Below are 17,089 nucleotides of genomic sequence, written 5' to 3'. Positions count from 1 at the left end.
CCAATGACAATTTATGTAGATGCAGATGCCTGCCCAGTGGTTCGAATTGTGGAAAAAACAGCTAAAGATAATAAAACAGCTGTTTGCCTCCTCTGTGATACCAATCATGTATTACAGTCTGATTACAGTGAGATCAGGATCATTGGTGCAGGAGCGGATGCTGTTGATTTTGCGTTAATAAACCTGTGCAAAGCCGGTGATATTGTGGTGACACAGGATTATGGAGTAGCAGCTATGGCACTTTCAAAAGGTGCATATGGAATTCATCAGTCGGGAAAGTGGTATACCAATGATAATATTGATCAGCTCCTGATGGAACGGCATATCGCAAAAGAAGCAAGGAGAGCAAAGGCAAAAAATCATCTTAGTGGACCTTCAAAAAGAACAAAAGAAGATGACAGACATTTTGAAGAATCGTTTCGTAAGCTGATTACTTATGCCAGTGAAAGGGATGATTTGAAAAAGTAAGTTCTATGCCCCGGGGATAGATAAATATTGCATATCGTGATTAACAAGAGTAAACTTGTTGATAACGGTATGCAAATTTATTATAAGGGGGATTTAGTGATGAGAAGTGGCGTGACAGGGGCATGTCTGGTTTTCATGATGGTATTGTCAGGATGCGTGGGTAATCAGACCAGTAACGTAAGCCGAACGGAAGTAAGTACTTCTGCTGAAACAGAAAGCAAGACTGACAGCAAATCGGTGGAAAATATCCTGAACAGATTGACACTTGATCAAAAGGCGGCTCAGATGGTACAGGGAGCGGTATATAATATGCCGGATAATCTGATGAAGGAGAACTGCTACGGAAGCATTCTATCCACATTTGGTGAGAATTTCTTAAGCGCATCGCAGTGGAAGAATATGATCCTGAAATATCAGAAGGAAGCCATAAGTTCTGAGGCAGGCGTGCCCTATATCTATGGAAATGATCAGGTTCATGGCCTTGCTGGCTGCAGAGGTGCCGTTATATTTCCCCATAATATAGGGATCGGAGCCGCCAATGATAAAGAACTAACTTATCAGATGGGATTGGCAGTGGCAGACGAGGCAAAACTCACAGGGATGCTCTGGAGCTTTTCGCCGTGTTTATCTGCAGCGCAGGACCCAAGATGGGGACGTACCTATGAGAGCTTTTCTTCTGAAACCGGTATGGTTGCAGAACTGGGAGCAGCGTATACCAGGGGATTAATTGATGGAGGACTTCTCCCTTGTGCAAAGCACTTTTTTGCAGACGGTAATGTTTTATACGGAACTGGTGAAAATTCAGAGGGAGAAAAGCGGTTGATTGACCGTGGTGATGCCAGGCTTTCAGAGGCGGAAATTCAGGATCTATTAAAGGTTTATCAGGCACAAATCGATGCTGGTGTTAAGACTATTATGATCAGTCACAGCAGCGTAAATGGTATAAAAATGCATGCCAATGAAAAATACATATCCATACTAAAAAAAGATATGGGCTTTCAGGGTTTCATAGTAAGCGATTGGAATTCCATACATAACATACCGGGGGACAACTTAAAAGATCAGACAATTACAGCAGTCAATGCAGGGATCGATATGCTGATGGAAGACTCCAATTTTGAAAATTGCCGGAAATATATTGTTGATGCAGTCAATGAAGGCAAAATTTCTATGGACCGTGTAAACGATGCAGTCAGCCGGATTCTTACGGTTAAAAAGGAAATGGGAATTATAGATGATCCTATGATGGAGAAGGTAACCACGAAAGAGAGCAGTATGGGATCACAAGAATACAGAGATTTAGCCAGAACATTGGTAGAAGAGAGTCTTGTATTATTAAAAAATGACAATAACATACTGCCAATTAAGAAGGGAACCAAAATATATGTTACAGGGCCTGCCGCAAATGATGTAGGGGCTCAGTGCGGTGGCTGGACGTTTACCTGGCTGGGAAGTACAGATGCAGACAATCATGGACGCAAATGGATCCCGGAAGGTAAAACAATTCTGGATGGATTGAAGGAACTTGCAGATGAATATGATCTGACCATTATTACTGATCCGGCGAAAGCGGCTGATGCTGATCTGACCTTATTGTGTCTGGGAGAAAAGACATACACAGAATGGAAAGGTGACAGTGCAGACATCAATATAACCGGCAGTCTGGGTCTGACCGATAATAAAAAGGCAATTGACCAGGCAAAAAGTCTGGGGAACCCCACAGTAGCGTTAATTGTATCTGGCAGAAATGTTATCATCAGCGACTATATGGAACAGTGGGGCGGAATTGTTATGTGTTATCTTCCAGGAAGTGAAGGTGATGGTATTGCCAATGTGCTGACAGGGAAGAAAGCCTTTAAAGGGACTCTGCCAATGCCTTACTACTCAAGGGTTGAGGATATCAGAACAGATCAGGTTCTGTATCCAGTGGGTTATGGATTAACATATTCCCCGGGAAAGTAAAGGATTAATCTGTTTCCCCAGAAAGTAACTGAAACACTTTCGTAATTAGATGGAAAATTATGTAAAATGCTAATATTTTATATATTTATTTCTCAATATATATGATATAATTTTTGTGATTATTCCATAATAAGACACAATAATGTAAAATTTTTAGAAATTTGTGGAAGGGAAGTGTTTCATGGCAAATATTTTTAATCAAAGCATAGATTTTGCATATGATCGCAGAATTGATCAGATTACGGCGGAATGTAAAGCCCAGAATATCGAATTATTAGATGTAAAAAGTATTACTCTTCAAGAGGTCAACGCTGTAAAGGCCTCCATCGGTTCAACTGTTACCTCATTCATAGGAGGAAAAGCAGGATATGATTTGCTTCAGATTTATACGATGCGTCATAGAGGTGAGCTTCAGTATTTCATTCAGCCGTTTGGAGGATTGACTGCGCTTCCAGGGCAGCATTTTAAGGTAATTCCTGGTTCGTTGAGACATCCTGTCCAGTATGGAATAAAAAGAAAAAAAAGTTTTTCAGATGGTATGTATGAACTTATCATGGACAGTATCCCGGTTATTAGTTTAAAAAAGATTCGGGCCTGTGAATGGATTTGTGAGGTGGACAGTGAAGCGGCCAATCTAAAAAATCTTAAACTGCCATTATTGAAAGAGTTATCCCATGTTTGGCAGACGGGAACAACCCTGATTAATTTAGATTGGACGCTTCAGGCGTGTGCAGTAAATAAAGATTTTACTTTAGTATGTATGCAGACTGGAAGATATGGGACTATTTCAGAAAGATCGGGCTTAAATCAGTTTATGCAATTTACCGGTTTTATTTCGAAATATGCGGAGCGAATGGCTGGTGATGGATCAAATAATGCTCTGATATCCAATTCCTTTTTAAGCTTCTTATTTAGGAAAAATTATATGAGCGGGCCAAGGGATGGCCAATGGGTTCCGGATGTTGAATGGTTACATACCAATAAAGTCAGGTTAGTGATAAACAATTTAAAAAAGTTCAATCATTTTAAAAAGCTTTGTCTGGTTGGGGAAATTGATGAAAAAAAGATGGCCAATTTAAAAGCGTGTGTTTTGGACAGGCAGGGGATTGAGGAGAATGAAGTGATTGCCGCCATACCCATGGATCTTTTAAACAATATGAAATCGGCAGCTGTATTAACTGCTGATAAACTTTGTATTTCTTATCTTGATGAATACGAATGCTGTATTAATTTAGATGAAATCTCCGGCTTTAATGGAACAAAAGGATTTACTGAAAGTATCGTGGAACTTGTTATGGCAGATGGAACTACAACGGAAGTTCGCGTTGAGGCTGCCAGCGAGGTCTTGAAGGCTTTCTTTGAACAGTACTGTTATATTTAAAATCAGAAATGGAGTATGTCTATGATTGATAAGATTATTACGGGAAGTGCCTGCTTTTTCCTAATAGGAATTATGTCAATTGCTCTTTCTACATTGAACCTTCAGTTTAAATTCATGAGCTTTTTAGGAGATTATAAAAGTATTTTTGACTATACTGCAATGGTGGGTGGTCTTTTCGTATGTGCAGTGGCTTCACGGATCAAGAAGAGAAATAAGGATCTTGACAAGTAAATAGCTCTCCATGATATGGAATCAGGAGAGCTTAATTTAGTCTAATATAGCTTTTACGCTATGACAGTCACAAGCAAGTCCGCAGCTGCATCTGGTGGAACCGAAGTGAAGGGAATAGGCAGGTGGGAATTGCTGATTGATGTGTTGAACTTCTTCGGCAAATTCTTCCTGATCTGCAGGTACTGGTCCCAGTGCGTCAGCCTGTTCCTGCGTTTCTATAATGGCTCCTGGTGGAACAAAACGATTTGGAGCAATCCGGATTCCTCCGGTTACAAGGGCGTTGATAGAAATATAACTTCCTTCTCCCACAATTGCGTTTAGTACAATTGCGTGGAAGCCTACGAAAACCCGGTTCTCCAATTTGCATGGTCCGTGGATGATGCAGCCGTGTGTGCAGCTGACTTCATTTGCAATATAAATAGAGTATTCTTTTCCGTCGTGCAGGACTCTTCCGTGTTCCAAACCATGCAGAATTACGCCATCCTGTATATTTGTATTGGAACCGATATGAAACGGAGTCCCCTCATCAGCTCGTATGCTCACATTAGGTGCGATGAAAACATTTTCCCCGATTGAGACATCTCCGATAATTGATGAGAATGGTCCTACATAAGCAGTTTTGTGTATGCGGGGGTAGATGCTTCTGGGGTTAAAGGAGGTAGGCGGATTCGACGCGATGAAGTGGGCGTTTATGTTAAAAGTACGAATGGGCCTGCCTGAAAAATCATTGAGGTTATGATACGCATTCTGCATTTGTTTTCCTCCTGGCGTTACAGTCGCTAACAATGCCGTTATGATCATAAATAAACAAGCCTCAATATAGTATATGAAACAGGGACAAAATGGTGTTGGAGATAATCTCCGTGTTCTAAAGAGTATTTCTTCTGCTGGAGAATCTGTCTATTGCGGATTTTATCTCCTCTTCGCTAAACGCATTTGGCACATTTACATTCTCTTCCAGCCCATCAAGTTCCACGCCGTCAAAACGGTATAATTTTTTCAGCAGCTTCCATAGGGTCTTAAGTTCTTCTTCATCAAAAGCTTTAAAAGTGTCTGCCATAAAATCAATGGATACGCTGACGCCACAGTCTGTTAAGGTTTTGAGACCCGATTCAGTTAAATGCACGTTCACGGCTCTTTTGTCTTTGGGACTGGGGATAATCTCGGCAAAGCCCTTTTTACAAAGGCTGTTTACCAGCTGGGTCATATTTTGTTTGGTCGCCCCTAATTTACCGGCAATATTATTGATTGTTGTTTCATTCTCCGGCAAATGAAGGATAGCAAGCGCAGTCATATATTGTCTGGATGTTAACGGCTCGCTATATTTATCACCGGTTGCCTGCAGCTTGTTTGAAACAGAAATCAAACAGGAATAAACCTGTTCCATCAGATATAATAGATTAAATTCTTTCTCGTAATCCATGGCAGTTATCATAACCTCACTAACATTTTTTATGGTATATAATCAATATGTTGTCTATTATTATATAGCCATGGGAGACAGCGGTCAAGAATTCTGGTGAAAGAACTCAATTGTTCTTTGAAAGGACGCATATTGGCCTTCGGCATTTCCTTCCAGAGTTCCCCCAGAAGTAAAAACGCCGCCATCCATTGGTATACTTAAAGTGAAGTTTAATGGAATGATATAAGGGATGGGCAGGGGATGCCCCATATTTTCAAAGGACATTATTTCGTAATGATGAAAGTAATCACTGTTTTCTAAATGATTGATAATTTCCCTGCATGCTTCATGGCTGTTCCAGATATTATCTTTTTCTCCGCAGATCAAAAGAATATCTGCCTGTGAATTTTCCACTTTTATACGTGCTTCCCAGCGGTTTTTTGCTTTTTCAATACTTTTTCTGTAAGTGCTGGTAAAACCGAACGGAATTCCTTTTTCCATGTCTTTTTTTCGGTCCTCAAAGAAGATATCATTATCTACCTGAATAAATGGAATTGATTTTCCGTGATAGGACCAGGAAGATACATTTTTTCCGTTGGTTAATCCGTCAAGAGCCTGAAAACAATAGGTATGAGGCTCCACTGCAACGACTTTTTTAATCTGTTTATACCTGGAAGCCAATAGAAGAGCCAGTTCTCCCCCCTTGGAAGTACCGTGAATATAAATATCTTTTGTATCAGTAATTTTACTGGTTGCTAACCAGTTAAAAATCTTCTCGAAATATTCCAGCGGAACTTCCTCCAGTTTTTCCGGCAATCCCTCAGAATTAAAATAGGATACAGTCAGTACATTAAATCCTTTTGAGGCAAGGGGAGCCGCCATAAGATACAGGCTTTCCATATGTCCGTCAGATCCGCCAAGCATTAAAATAGTTTTATTACCCGAGTTCTGTTTATAAAAGAGCTGACCCGTAAAATCGCCGTGAATCGGTTTAATCTGAATATCATCTGTTTTAAAACATCTTTTTAACTGTATCTCTTTCTTTTCAGCAGAAGCTTCAAATAGCAGGTTCATAAGAATGGGATTGTCTACCGAGATATGTTCACCAATATTCTTTCCTTCGGATTTATTTTGTTCTAATGAATAGATAAGTCCCATACTGTCAGCCGTCTTGTAGGTTCCTTCTATAGGAATTGCAGTATCCAGGTCAATTTCTCCAGATTCGCCAGCAATAAAAACAGCATACGAAGAGAATTCTTCCCCACTGCACCAGGGGAGTTCCATTTTTAAACTTACCCTTAACTGACTGTATGGGAGTAAATCGAAAATTCTGATCCTGACTTTTTCATCTACCAATGCTTCCTGATTCTCTACTTCTACTTTCATGATGAATCCTCCTTATGATGAATAGACAATATACTGTCTAATAATAGAATACTCCAGTCATGGAATAAAGTCAATATAATGTCTAATAAAACAAGAGGACACCGAATATTTACTGTATGGTAAAACGCGTTCCCATATCATAGGCCATAGCACAGTCATTTGGAAACTGGTTCTCCCTGACCATAGATTTATGATGCTCATCAAAAATGGGAGCAACGTATTTCTCATAGTCATCGAACTGGTATGTATCATAGGAGAACAGTGATTCACTATACCCGAAGGTCCTGTTAAGAAAACTTTCAATACCGTCTAATGTTGGGTGAAAGCCCCGTTCTTCCATCTGTTCGGCAGTCATATTCATGGTATAAATAAATCCGGTCTTGATTTTTCGTTCAAAAAGGCTTCTGTATCCCTCTGTATAAGTGATATAAGGAAAAATAAGGCGTTCCAAAAAGGCATGCATTTGTCCGGTTACATCGCAAAGATAGATGGGTGATCCCAGGATAATGGCGTCAGCCTCTTTGATTTTCAAAAGAATGGGACTTAAATCATCCTGATAGGCACATGTTCCGTAGCATGGTCCCTCTTTTCTCTTACAGGCAAAACAACTGATACAGCCCTTATAGTTTAGATCGTACAAATGAATGAGCTCCGTTTCCGCGCCATTTGCCTGGGCACCCTCAAGTGCTTTTTTTAGAAGAGCAGCCGTATTGTGATTTTTCCGGGGACTTCCGTTGATTGCGATCACTTTCATAGTAATATCCTCCTACTTGATTTTTACAGATAAATTATATATCCTTATACTCAGTAAGAGAAGTATGCACATTGTTGTTAGATACTAACTTTTTTGTTAGCAGGGAGGAACGAATGTCGGATTTTAAAGGAAATTACAGCAGCTGTCCCATGTATTACACGATGTCGGCTGTAGAAGGAAAGTGGAAATGGATCATTTTGTGGAAGATTTATGAGGCGGGAATAATCCGATATAATAAATTGTGGGGAGAACTGCACCCGATTGCACATAAAACATTAAGCGCGCAGCTAAAAGAACTGGAAGCCAGCAGTATAATCCACAGGGAGCAATACAACGAAGTACCGCCCCGCGTGGAATATTCTCTGACTGAAGAAGGCCGCACCCTGATCCCAATTGGAGCTGATGTATCAATGGGGGCAGGAGCATATGAAATAAAAGCGTGGCAGTAATTTATAGGAGCTCAATAATAGCTTCCAATTCTTCGGATAAGCCCTTTGCCAGTTCAAAATCGGTGTTTTTTAAGGCCAGCTCTATTTTTGTCTCCACTGCCTTTTTCTTTTGCTCTAATTCTAAATAGTCTTTATCAAAATGTCTGGCATAAATCATTTGTCTGAATTTACGCATGCTCATTTTCCGGATTGTCTTATCCTCAATGATTAAAACATAGTCCGCACAGTTTACGATGGTATAAAAATCGTGAGAGATCATCAAAACTGCACCCTTGTAGTTTGCAATAGCTTGTTCCAATGCTATCTGTGAGTAGGTGTCCAGATGGCTGGTAGGCTCATCAAGCAGCAGCAGGTCTGCTTTACCCGCAGAAATTTTAGCTAATTGAAGTATATTTTTTTCGCCGCCGGACAGGGCACCAATTTTTTGATGAAGGACCGATTCATCAAATGTATAGTTGGAAAGATAGGAGCTGATTTCATCGTATGTCTGAAACCCAAGGCTGAAAAAATCATCCAATACTGTTTCAGACTCATTTAACATTTCACCCTGAAGCTGGGACAAAAAGGCTGTCTGAATGGTTTCATTGATCTCTATGGAATCCTTGCTGTTTTTATAGATATCGCGGAGTAATGTAGTTTTTCCGGTTCCATTGGGGCCGATCAGGGCAACTTTATCAGTGGATTTGATTTCAAAGTTAACATTGTTCAGAAGCATTTCATCAAATGACACACTGTAATCATTCACAGTTAATACGATTGCATCTTTAAGCTCATTGGCAACGGTGAAGTGAATATCCGGCTGTTTGATCTCCACAAATGGTGCCTGAATTCTTCGGGCGATTAACCGTTCCTGGATTTTCTTTCTCGCTTTTAAGGATTTTCCTCTGGCTGCTTCTGTGTGTGTGGTAGCCAGTGATCTTAAATTGTTAATGATAAACTGATTTCTCTGGATTTCTTCTGTGTCAGCCACTGCCAGTTCCTGTAATTCAATCTTCTTTTGCAGCAAAGTGAAGTTATAATCAATATACCGTCCGTCAAACTCCTGAAGCAGTTTATTTTCCAGGTGAATAATTTTGTTAAAACAATGATTTAATAAATACCGGTTATGGGTAATAACCAGCAAAGTGCCCTTATGTGAATTGATCAGGTTTTTAAGAGAATTTAAATTTTCAAAATCCAGAAAAACATCGGGTTCATCCATAATAATTAAATTAGGCTGAGTCAGCATCTCCTTTATTACCTGAACCAGCTTGAACTCGCCCCCGCTAAGCTGAGAGACAGGCAGGTTTTCCAGCTTACCTAAGTCTGCCAGACCTAACTGCTTATTCATGTTGGTTTCAAAATTATCTCCGTCAATTGCCTGGAAGGCATCCAGAGCCTGCTGGTATTTTTCCAGAAGTTTATCGATGTCTGATGAAGTTTCCATCTCAGTACAGATGGATGTTATTTCGTTTTGCAGTTTTGTAAATTCCGCGCCTATATATTGGGCAACCGTTATATCCTCTGCATCGTCTCGTTCATAGAACTGGCTTACATATCCAATTCTGCAATTGGGAGATATGTCCAGTTTTCCATCAAACATATATTTATCAGGATCCATTAGGATATGAATCAGCGTACTTTTTCCACTTCCGCTGGTTCCGATAAAGGCGCAGTGCTGGCCGTCTTCTAAATTGAACGAGATGTTATGATACAAATCCTTCTGCGGAAATGAGTAAGACAGGTTATCAAATTTTATCATGTAAGTCCTCCATGTGTGAATTTACCTTTGGTAGCATACCATCTTTTATTAATTATTTCAATTAATTCGTTTATCTGGTTATATTTTCTTTTCCCCATTCGCACATAGAGCGTACGATGGGAATCAGGCTTTCCCCTTTTTTGTCAGATAGTATTCAACCTTGGGTGGAACCTGGGGATATTCTTTTCGTTCAATTATATTCTCTTTCTCCAGTTCCTTTAACTGTGTACTCAGCATTTTGTGCGTAATACCGGATATACTCCTTTTTAATTCTCCGTATCTGACCGGTGTGGTACAGGCCAAAAGGTATATGATTTTTAATTTCCATTTGCCGCTTACAATGGAAAGTGTGTATTCAAATGGCTCTTTATTGCCTACGAAACACATTTTTTCGGTCATTGAGTACTCTCCTTTTCGTAAGTATACTACAAATAAGTGCATACTTTTCTTATTATATAAACTCATTATAATAGGAGCTGATGATAACATCAAGTATAAGGAAAGAGGTTGAAACTATGATTATTGATGGACATTCCCATGTAACTTTACCGGTTGAGGAGCATATTAATGCGATGAATAAGGCAGGAGTTGATAAAACGGTTTTATTTTCTACTACATTTCATCCGGAAACGTCTAAAAATTTCGATGAGGTGGGTACTTCAATAAAATTTTTAAATGATTTACTGGCTGGTAAAAAAGGTTCTATGATAGAAGCAAGAAAAAGGGCCGCATCTGAGCTTGCAGCAGCAATCACCCGGTATCCGGACAGATACATCGGTTTTGGTGCTGTTCCCATTGGTCTGGATTTGCAGGAGACACTGCAATATGTGAACGATGTAATCTGTAAGAACAGTTTGGCCGGAATGGGAGAATTTACTCCGGGCAGCGGGCAGATTCATTTAATGAGGAATATTTTCCGTGCCTCATTGGAATTTAATAACCTGCCAGTGTGGATTCATGGATTTTTTCCGTTGACTTTTCAGGATATTAATGAAATTGCAGCCCTTGCCCTTGAATATCCAAAGACTCCGGTGATTCTGGGACATCTGGGCGGGTGCAACTGGCTTGAAACCATAAATCTGGTAAAAGAAATACCTAATTTATATCTTGATACATCTGCCTACTATTCTACATTTGTTTTAGGCGCTGTTATTAATGAAGTGCCAGACAAATGCCTTTTCGGTGTGGACCGTCCATTTGGAGATTTACAAATATCAAAAGATACAATCTTACGCTTTGCAAATTCGACTGAGATTTCGGATGCTGTTTTAGGCGGAAATATAGCAAGACTTTTGCAGATTACAGAATAACGTATTTGACATTTCCTGCATCTGTAATATACTGTTTGAAGTGATACGTATGTATTATTCCACTGATTCAATTAAATTAATAGAAAGAATATATTGAATGAAAAAAACAGAAAGACAGAATGGAATTATTCATTTGTTACGAATGCGTAGAAAAATGAAGGCCAAAGAGCTGGCTGATTATTTTGATGTGAGTGAGCGGACAATTTACAGAGATATTGATGCGCTCAGTCAGCTTCGTGTCCCCATTATTTCCTATGAGGGACTGGGAGGGGGGTATGAAATAGATTCCTCCTATTTTATGCCAAGTATTAAACTTAGTGAGCAGGAAATATTAATGCTTTTGATGGTGTTAAAGGCAGGGGAAGAGTTTCGTATCCCAAACATGGCAGCCGATTATAACCTGCTAAGCGGCAAGCTGCTGAATGTTTTGCCGGATGATGAAAGGCAAAAGGCTTCCCAGGCTATATCACACATAAATTTTGATATATTGCGGATAATACCCAAAGGCTACGCAGACGATGTTCTAAAGCCCATATTAGAGGCATTGTGGAAATCCTGTGATCTGCAGCTTAGTTATTATCATCCAGAGCGGAACACCACACAGTCCAGGCGTTTTTCACCCATAGAGCTGCAGTTTGGAGATGGAGGGTGGTATATAAACGGCTACTGTCATTTGAGAAAAGAAAAGCGAACGTTCCGGCTTGACCGAATCGTATCAATTACATGCGTGGATGAAGAAAATCATTTTATAAACAGGGAATTGCCTGTACCAGAGCACGATAAGTTTCGGTGGAATACGTATGAACTGCTTATAGATCCGGCTCTTTACAGGATTATCAAGGATGATGTTTATCTCCAGAATGCCGTGACCCAATCCATGGACAGCAAAATACATCTGACGGTCACAACTCCTTATAAGGATGAAATATGTAAACTGGTTCTATGCCATCCGGAAAAGGTGACTGCTTTAAAGCCGGAAGAATTCATGGAAGAAATAAAGCAGTTAAGTAATGCGTTATCCGAAAAGTATCAGTAGGTATCACAGAGGAGCTTATCAGATGAAGAAAGCTATTAGAATAACCGGGAAGATAATACTATGGTTCTTTATAATCATCGCTGGCCTTTTAATCATCTCAGCGTTAACTCACAATATTCTTACATCAATGGAAAAAAAGAAATACACAATCGGAAAAACCATTGATATAGATGGAAAGCATATGCAGGCATATGTGACCGGCCAGGGAGAAAAAACCATTGTTTTATTAAGCGGATTGGGAACTGCATCACCGATCGCAGATTTTATGCCCCTGGCAGATCGATTGAGTACGGATTACAAAGTTGTAATTCTTGAATACTTTGGTTATGGTTTCAGTGATACAACAAAAGCAGAGCGTTCCAATGAAAATATTGTAACTGAAATACGGACTGCGCTGAACCAATTAGAAATAAAGGGACCATATATTTTAATGCCTCACTCAATATCCGGGATTTATTCTATGTATTATGCGATGAAATACCCTGATGAAGTGGAGGCAATCATTGGAATTGATGAGTCAGTGCCAAATCAGACAAAAATTAGTAAAGATCCCGATATGTCTCACAGCTTAACTTTGCTTAACACATTTGGCATCATAAGGGACGTCACATATCTTTTGCCGGAGGCTGAGGATACAAAGAATAAAAATAAGGATTACACGGAAGATCAGATTAAAATAAAAAAAATGGCCACAGCGTGGAACAGTGTAAATGTATCTGTAATAAATGAATTTAACAGTGTAAATAAAAACACAGAAGAATTATATGATGTAAAATATCCGGATAATCTCCCTGTTCTTGCTATTTTAGCCAAGGATTCCGAAGATACCGATCAAAACTGGCTCCCGCTTCATCAACAGTTAATAACCAATCCTTCCATACAAAAAGTAGAAACCCTTGCCGGGGAACATTATCTGCACTGGTCCAATGCTGATAAAATAGCTGAATTGTCAAAAGAATTTATATCAACTCATTTAAAAAAATAAGAAAAACACAAAATATTGAACTATCTTTTTAAACTCTGACACTCTTATGTCAGAGTTTATTTGTTATGCTGACGTAACAAAAAGAAATGCCGATACAGGCAAGCGGGAGGTATCTATATGATTTTTACGGCAAGAGGACCTATTTATAAAGAAGAACTTGGAATCACTTTGGGGCATGAACATATTAAGTGGGAGGCAGATGAGTTTTTAGCAAACACCATGTATTTTGACAAAAAGTATCCGGAGGAAAACATGGAATCAGACAGGAACTATATTGTACCTGTTATGCTTGATATTAAAGCAAGAGGCGGAAAGAGTATTGTGGAAACGTCACCTCCAATTGGAGGGCAGAATGTCAGATTGTTAAAAATGTTATCAGAACAGACAGATATGCATATCATTCCGTGCACGGGCTGGAATATGACAAAACAGCTTTACGATGTGTTCCCAGATCATTTTGAAGAACAGCTGGCAAACCGATGGATCAAGGATTTTAAAGAAGGTCTGGATACCATAGATGGCATTGTGATACGTCCGGGACATATCAAACTGCTGCTTGACAAGGGGGAATTGTCTGGCGCAGATAAGGCTATGCTGATTGCGGCGGTGAAAGCCAGCAGAGTGACAGGTATCCCTGTTCACTGCCATATCCTGGAGGCAGAGATGGTTCATGAAGTGATACAGGTCCTGGATGGGGTAAATGCAGATTACAATAAATTTCTTTGGGCGCATGCAGATCGGGATGCGAACAGAGAAACGGTGGAACTGGCAGCAAAAAAGGGTATGTGGATCGGCATTGACAATATAAGAAAAGGAACAAGTGCCCGGGAGTTTGAGCTGTTAAACGATATTATTTCACTTAATTACAGTCATAAGGTGCTTCTATCCCAGGATTACGACTTCCATTCAGAAGGGAAAGAGTCCCTGGATCATCATCCCTGTACATCCATCTTTGACGAATTTATTCCCTATTGCACTGCCAACGGAATGAGCCGGCAGGAAATAATCCGTATGATGACAGAGAACCCTGCAAATTTCTACGATGTGGATATGATGTGTAATGATAAGTGAGGATGTTTTAATGTATAAGGTATTTATATTAACAGGGAAGATTGTTCTTTTGGCTGTAGTAGCTATCCTTTCATTATGTTTCATATCTGGAATTTGCCAGGCTCTCATCATGGTATGAGTCATATAAGAGTTACACAACAATAAAAAATCAACCGGTACAATCAGCCAAACGGTTGATTTTTTTATTGCAGCAATCCCGTATGATTTCCATAGCAAATAAAAAGGAGATAAATGCTATGGATCATCTAATGACAGTCAGCAATTTAAAAAAGAGTTTTAAAGATCATATTGTTTTAAAAGGAATCAGTTTTGAGATACACCGGGGAGAGGTGCTGTGTTTTTTAGGTCCCAATGGTGCGGGCAAAAGTACTACCATTAACATTCTCACCGCTGTACTTGGAAGTGATGAGGGGGATATTCGCTTTAAAGGTGATAGAATCAGTAAGAAACTGCGCAGCTACAAACAGTCCATCGGTATTGTCCCTCAGGATATAGCGCTTTACGAAGAATTAAGCGCAGAAAGCAATTTAAGGTTCTTTGCTTCTCTTTATGGACTTTATGGCAGCAGACTAAACGATGCGGTAGAGGAGGCACTTCTCTTTGCTGGTTTGCAGGATCGCAGAAAGGATAAGGTGAAGACATTCTCAGGGGGAATGAAGAGGCGTCTTAATATTGCATGTGCCATCGCCCACCACCCGGAGCTGGTCATTATGGATGAACCCACAGTTGGAATCGATCCACAAAGCCGGAATCATATTCTTTCTTCCATTAAAAAGCTTCAGAATCAGGGAATGACAGTTATTTATACGACTCATTACATGGAAGAAGTGGAAGTGATCTCTTCCAGGATCATCATTATGGATCATGGAACCATTCTTGCTGAAGGAACCAAAGAGAGTTTAAAAGAGGAGATTCAGAATGAAAAGAGATACATCATAGAGGTGGAGGAGAACGGAACCATGGGACATGATGATTTTTTTTCTGTGGAAGGTGTTAAGTCTGTAAAAATAGATGGTAATACGTTTGAGATCACATCTCTAAAAGGGGTAGAAAATCTTGACCGGATCATCGCCCTGTTAAGTGATCACGGTGAAAAAATACGCAATATTACAAGCGAAGCAGCAAGTCTTGAGACGGTTTTCTTAAAACTGACAGGACGCAAGCTGCGGGACTGAGAGAGGAGAGTTTCCATGCGTCGTTTTATAACAATTTTAAAAATGGATCTGGTCAATTTATTTAAAAATCCGGTTCTGGTCGGGTATAACACTGTTTTTGCAGGTTTGTTAATATTGATTCTCGGTTATTTGTGCGGAGGGGATTATTCTGAGAGTAAGACTGCCTATCAGTACTATACAGTCTCTCTTATTGTCTATGGCATGCTAAATGGGGCAATGACTGCCTCCAACTGTTTCATGGAACGGGATATCAAGCGGGCCAACCTTCGGATTATTTATTCCCCAGTGGGGAGTTTCCTGGTTTATTTTTCTAAAATGGCAGCGTCCTTTCTTTTTAATTATGCCCTGCATACATTGCTGCTGTTGGTTTTGTGCCCGATTGTCCATGTGAGCCTTGGAAGTAATCCGGTATTTTTTGTTCTCTTAATGGCGCCGGTAGAATTAGCGGCATCTGCCTTTGGAATCTTTTTCTGCTGTGTGTTCCATTGTGAAGAAACTACCAGCACATTGCTGAGTACCGTAATCAACCTGCTTTGTTTTTTGGGAGGTACGTTCTTCTCGCTTGACGGAATGGGAAGTCTGATGGCCTTTATTACGAAAATATCACCGGTAAGATGGCTCAATGAAGCTTTCTTTACCTTGTCCTGTGACAGCAGTCTTAAATATTTCTGGCCGGTCTTTATTACTTCGCTGGTGCTCTCTGCACTGCTGACAGCAGGCTGTAAACTATGTTTCAGAACGGAGGATTATATATGAAAACCTTTTTCACCACCATTAAAAATATTTATGAGCGGACAATTCCCCGCCTGTCTATGTTTGTTTTATTAACAGCATTTACTCTTGCCTCCATGGTGCTGGCAGTTCATCTGACGGATGTACAACAGGTGAAAGGTCATATTGTTCTGGTAACGGACAAATCTGACTGGGATTTGCCTAAAGGTTCTAAAGAATTTGATATGGTCGTTTCGGCAGTAAAGCCCCCTGTTTCCGCACTGGTAGAGAAGAAATATGATGCTTATGTGACAATTGGCAAAGATGGTGATTATGAGATCGAGACACTTCGAAGTGATGATTATAAAAATATGGTTGAAGCAATGCTGCGTAATCCGGACGCCCCCTTAAAAGGGAGTAAACCCGCCCGTGGTGTTGGCGCTAATATAATTGGATTTATGATGATGTTTCTTTTAATGGAGGTTTTTGCCAATCTGTTTGCGTTTGCAGATGATAAAGAGCAGGGACAGTTGCGCCGGATCACAGCAGCGCCCGTTTCTTTTAGCGGTTATCTCGTGGCTCACTGCATTTTCTGCCTGTCCATGTTTCTGCCTGAATATTTTCTGCTTGTTTTATTAAAATTCGGGGGATTTAACATTGGTTTTACCCTTTTGCAGTACGCAGGTCTGATTTTGGTAATGAGCTTTTTCGGTATTTCCTTCGCCCTGCTATTAAATACACTGATCAGTAAACCAGATAATGCTTCCATGCTTGGCAGATCCATTGTCGTCTTATCATCCATGCTTGCAGGAACTTTTTATTTCTTCGGTAAAAAGAATATAATATTGGATACAATCATTAAATTACTGCCTCAGAAGCAGCTGATGGATTTTGTTGAATACCTGGAACGGGGGGAGGCATGGCGTCACGGCTTTAGTATTGTATATGTAATTGCTTTTTCTATGGTTTTATTTGTGATTTCCTGTGTCAGTTTACGGATGAAATATATAAAAAGGGTATGATTGCA

General features: G+C 39.9%; 18 protein-coding genes. 12 read left to right on the top strand and 6 right to left on the bottom strand.

Features of this window, described 5'->3' with window-relative positions; all coding sequences use genetic code 11:
• Window positions 1-3: 3 nt before the first annotated feature.
• From ABS301_RS02615 to ABS301_RS02600, 4 genes are all read left to right on the top strand, one after another.
• Entirely contained in the window at window positions 4-468 is a 465-nt protein-coding gene (locus tag ABS301_RS02615; RefSeq protein ID WP_349670710.1) for a YaiI/YqxD family protein, read from the top strand.
• 99 nt (window positions 469-567) lie between these two features.
• Window positions 568-2,430: a glycoside hydrolase family 3 protein gene (locus ABS301_RS02610; RefSeq protein WP_349670709.1), complete on the top strand. Its 1,863-nt coding sequence runs from the start codon at window positions 568-570 to the stop codon at window positions 2,428-2,430.
• A 181-nt stretch (window positions 2,431-2,611) separates the two neighbouring features.
• A complete protein-coding gene (locus ABS301_RS02605; protein ID WP_349670708.1) occupies window positions 2,612-3,811 on the top strand; it encodes a hypothetical protein in 1,200 nt (399 codons plus the stop codon).
• 21 nt (window positions 3,812-3,832) lie between these two features.
• The gene (locus ABS301_RS02600) at window positions 3,833-4,042 is read left to right on the top strand and encodes a hypothetical protein (RefSeq protein ID WP_349670707.1); all 210 of its coding nucleotides are present in this window, start codon (window positions 3,833-3,835) and stop codon (window positions 4,040-4,042) included.
• 36 nt (window positions 4,043-4,078) lie between these two features.
• Here the strand turns inward: ABS301_RS02600 and ABS301_RS02595 are convergent, their stop codons facing one another.
• The 4 genes from ABS301_RS02595 to ABS301_RS02580 form a co-directional block, all read right to left on the bottom strand.
• Window positions 4,079-4,795 (bottom strand): LbetaH domain-containing protein, encoded by a 717-nt coding sequence (locus ABS301_RS02595; RefSeq protein ID WP_349670706.1) that lies wholly within the window; start codon window positions 4,793-4,795, stop codon window positions 4,079-4,081.
• A gap of 115 nt (window positions 4,796-4,910) precedes the next feature.
• Complete coding sequence (locus tag ABS301_RS02590; protein WP_349670705.1) at window positions 4,911-5,465, bottom strand: MarR family winged helix-turn-helix transcriptional regulator; 555 nt, start codon at window positions 5,463-5,465, stop codon at window positions 4,911-4,913.
• An 84-nt stretch (window positions 5,466-5,549) separates the two neighbouring features.
• Window positions 5,550-6,830 carry an acyl-CoA thioester hydrolase/BAAT C-terminal domain-containing protein gene (locus ABS301_RS02585; protein WP_349670704.1) on the bottom strand — a complete coding sequence of 427 codons (1,281 nt, stop codon included), beginning with the start codon at window positions 6,828-6,830 and terminating at the stop codon, window positions 5,550-5,552.
• Window positions 6,831-6,939: 109 nt separating this feature from the next.
• Window positions 6,940-7,584 carry a flavodoxin family protein gene (locus ABS301_RS02580; protein ID WP_349670703.1) on the bottom strand — a complete coding sequence of 215 codons (645 nt, stop codon included), beginning with the start codon at window positions 7,582-7,584 and terminating at the stop codon, window positions 6,940-6,942.
• 113 nt (window positions 7,585-7,697) lie between these two features.
• On the opposite strand from ABS301_RS02580, the gene ABS301_RS02575 reads away from it, so the two are divergent.
• Window positions 7,698-8,033 carry a winged helix-turn-helix transcriptional regulator gene (locus ABS301_RS02575; protein WP_349670702.1) on the top strand — a complete coding sequence of 112 codons (336 nt, stop codon included), beginning with the start codon at window positions 7,698-7,700 and terminating at the stop codon, window positions 8,031-8,033.
• A gap of 1 nt (window position 8,034) precedes the next feature.
• Here the strand turns inward: ABS301_RS02575 and ABS301_RS02570 are convergent, their stop codons facing one another.
• Both ABS301_RS02570 and ABS301_RS02565 read right to left on the bottom strand, forming a co-directional pair.
• Window positions 8,035-9,774, bottom strand: coding sequence for an ABC-F family ATP-binding cassette domain-containing protein (locus ABS301_RS02570; RefSeq protein WP_349670701.1), 1,740 nt, complete (start codon window positions 9,772-9,774; stop codon window positions 8,035-8,037).
• 123 nt (window positions 9,775-9,897) lie between these two features.
• Complete coding sequence (locus ABS301_RS02565; protein ID WP_349670700.1) at window positions 9,898-10,173, bottom strand: winged helix-turn-helix transcriptional regulator; 276 nt, start codon at window positions 10,171-10,173, stop codon at window positions 9,898-9,900.
• A 116-nt stretch (window positions 10,174-10,289) separates the two neighbouring features.
• On the opposite strand from ABS301_RS02565, the gene ABS301_RS02560 reads away from it, so the two are divergent.
• The 7 genes from ABS301_RS02560 (at window position 10,290) to ABS301_RS02530 (ending at window position 17,084) form a co-directional block, all read left to right on the top strand.
• The gene (locus tag ABS301_RS02560; protein ID WP_349670699.1) at window positions 10,290-11,084 is read left to right on the top strand and encodes an amidohydrolase family protein; all 795 of its coding nucleotides are present in this window, start codon (window positions 10,290-10,292) and stop codon (window positions 11,082-11,084) included.
• 97 nt (window positions 11,085-11,181) lie between these two features.
• Entirely contained in the window at window positions 11,182-12,120 is a 939-nt protein-coding gene (locus tag ABS301_RS02555) for a helix-turn-helix transcriptional regulator (RefSeq protein ID WP_349670698.1), read from the top strand.
• Window positions 12,121-12,142: 22 nt separating this feature from the next.
• Entirely contained in the window at window positions 12,143-13,105 is a 963-nt protein-coding gene (locus ABS301_RS02550) for an alpha/beta hydrolase (protein ID WP_349670697.1), read from the top strand.
• 117 nt (window positions 13,106-13,222) lie between these two features.
• Complete coding sequence (locus ABS301_RS02545; protein WP_349670696.1) at window positions 13,223-14,176, top strand: phosphotriesterase family protein; 954 nt, start codon at window positions 13,223-13,225, stop codon at window positions 14,174-14,176.
• Between the two features lie 236 nt (window positions 14,177-14,412).
• Window positions 14,413-15,351, top strand: coding sequence for an ABC transporter ATP-binding protein (locus tag ABS301_RS02540; protein ID WP_349670695.1), 939 nt, complete (start codon window positions 14,413-14,415; stop codon window positions 15,349-15,351).
• Window positions 15,352-15,366: 15 nt separating this feature from the next.
• On the top strand, window positions 15,367-16,107 hold the full coding sequence (locus ABS301_RS02535; RefSeq protein ID WP_349670694.1) for an ABC transporter permease: 741 nt from the start codon (window positions 15,367-15,369) through the stop codon (window positions 16,105-16,107).
• Entirely contained in the window at window positions 16,104-17,084 is a 981-nt protein-coding gene (locus tag ABS301_RS02530; RefSeq protein WP_349670693.1) for an ABC transporter permease, read from the top strand. The genes ABS301_RS02535 and ABS301_RS02530 overlap by 4 nt, the downstream gene beginning before the upstream one ends.
• Window positions 17,085-17,089: the final 5 nt, after the last annotated feature.

It is taken from the genome of Lacrimispora sp., assembly GCF_031982545.1.
Taxonomy (GTDB): Bacteria; Bacillota; Clostridia; order Lachnospirales; family Lachnospiraceae; genus Lacrimispora.
This window is presented reverse-complemented; position numbering and strand designations above follow the sequence as displayed.

Excerpts from the sequence above, each read along its gene's own strand:
- ABS301_RS02615 (WP_349670710.1), top strand. The coding sequence starts at position 4 with ATGACAATTTATGTAGATGCAGATGCCTGCCCAGTGGTTCGAATTGTG.
- ABS301_RS02610 (WP_349670709.1), top strand. The coding sequence starts at position 568 with ATGAGAAGTGGCGTGACAGGGGCATGTCTGGTTTTCATGATGGTATTG.
- ABS301_RS02605 (WP_349670708.1), top strand. The coding sequence starts at position 2,612 with ATGGCAAATATTTTTAATCAAAGCATAGATTTTGCATATGATCGCAGA.
- ABS301_RS02600 (WP_349670707.1), top strand. The coding sequence starts at position 3,833 with ATGATTGATAAGATTATTACGGGAAGTGCCTGCTTTTTCCTAATAGGA.
- ABS301_RS02595 (WP_349670706.1), bottom strand. The coding sequence starts at position 4,795 with ATGCAGAATGCGTATCATAACCTCAATGATTTTTCAGGCAGGCCCATT.
- ABS301_RS02590 (WP_349670705.1), bottom strand. The coding sequence starts at position 5,465 with ATGGATTACGAGAAAGAATTTAATCTATTATATCTGATGGAACAGGTT.
- ABS301_RS02585 (WP_349670704.1), bottom strand. The coding sequence starts at position 6,830 with ATGAAAGTAGAAGTAGAGAATCAGGAAGCATTGGTAGATGAAAAAGTC.
- ABS301_RS02580 (WP_349670703.1), bottom strand. The coding sequence starts at position 7,584 with ATGAAAGTGATCGCAATCAACGGAAGTCCCCGGAAAAATCACAATACG.
- ABS301_RS02575 (WP_349670702.1), top strand. The coding sequence starts at position 7,698 with ATGTCGGATTTTAAAGGAAATTACAGCAGCTGTCCCATGTATTACACG.
- ABS301_RS02570 (WP_349670701.1), bottom strand. The coding sequence starts at position 9,774 with ATGATAAAATTTGATAACCTGTCTTACTCATTTCCGCAGAAGGATTTG.
- ABS301_RS02565 (WP_349670700.1), bottom strand. The coding sequence starts at position 10,173 with ATGACCGAAAAAATGTGTTTCGTAGGCAATAAAGAGCCATTTGAATAC.
- ABS301_RS02560 (WP_349670699.1), top strand. The coding sequence starts at position 10,290 with ATGATTATTGATGGACATTCCCATGTAACTTTACCGGTTGAGGAGCAT.
- ABS301_RS02555 (WP_349670698.1), top strand. The coding sequence starts at position 11,182 with ATGAAAAAAACAGAAAGACAGAATGGAATTATTCATTTGTTACGAATG.
- ABS301_RS02550 (WP_349670697.1), top strand. The coding sequence starts at position 12,143 with ATGAAGAAAGCTATTAGAATAACCGGGAAGATAATACTATGGTTCTTT.
- ABS301_RS02545 (WP_349670696.1), top strand. The coding sequence starts at position 13,223 with ATGATTTTTACGGCAAGAGGACCTATTTATAAAGAAGAACTTGGAATC.
- ABS301_RS02540 (WP_349670695.1), top strand. The coding sequence starts at position 14,413 with ATGGATCATCTAATGACAGTCAGCAATTTAAAAAAGAGTTTTAAAGAT.
- ABS301_RS02535 (WP_349670694.1), top strand. The coding sequence starts at position 15,367 with ATGCGTCGTTTTATAACAATTTTAAAAATGGATCTGGTCAATTTATTT.
- ABS301_RS02530 (WP_349670693.1), top strand. The coding sequence starts at position 16,104 with ATGAAAACCTTTTTCACCACCATTAAAAATATTTATGAGCGGACAATT.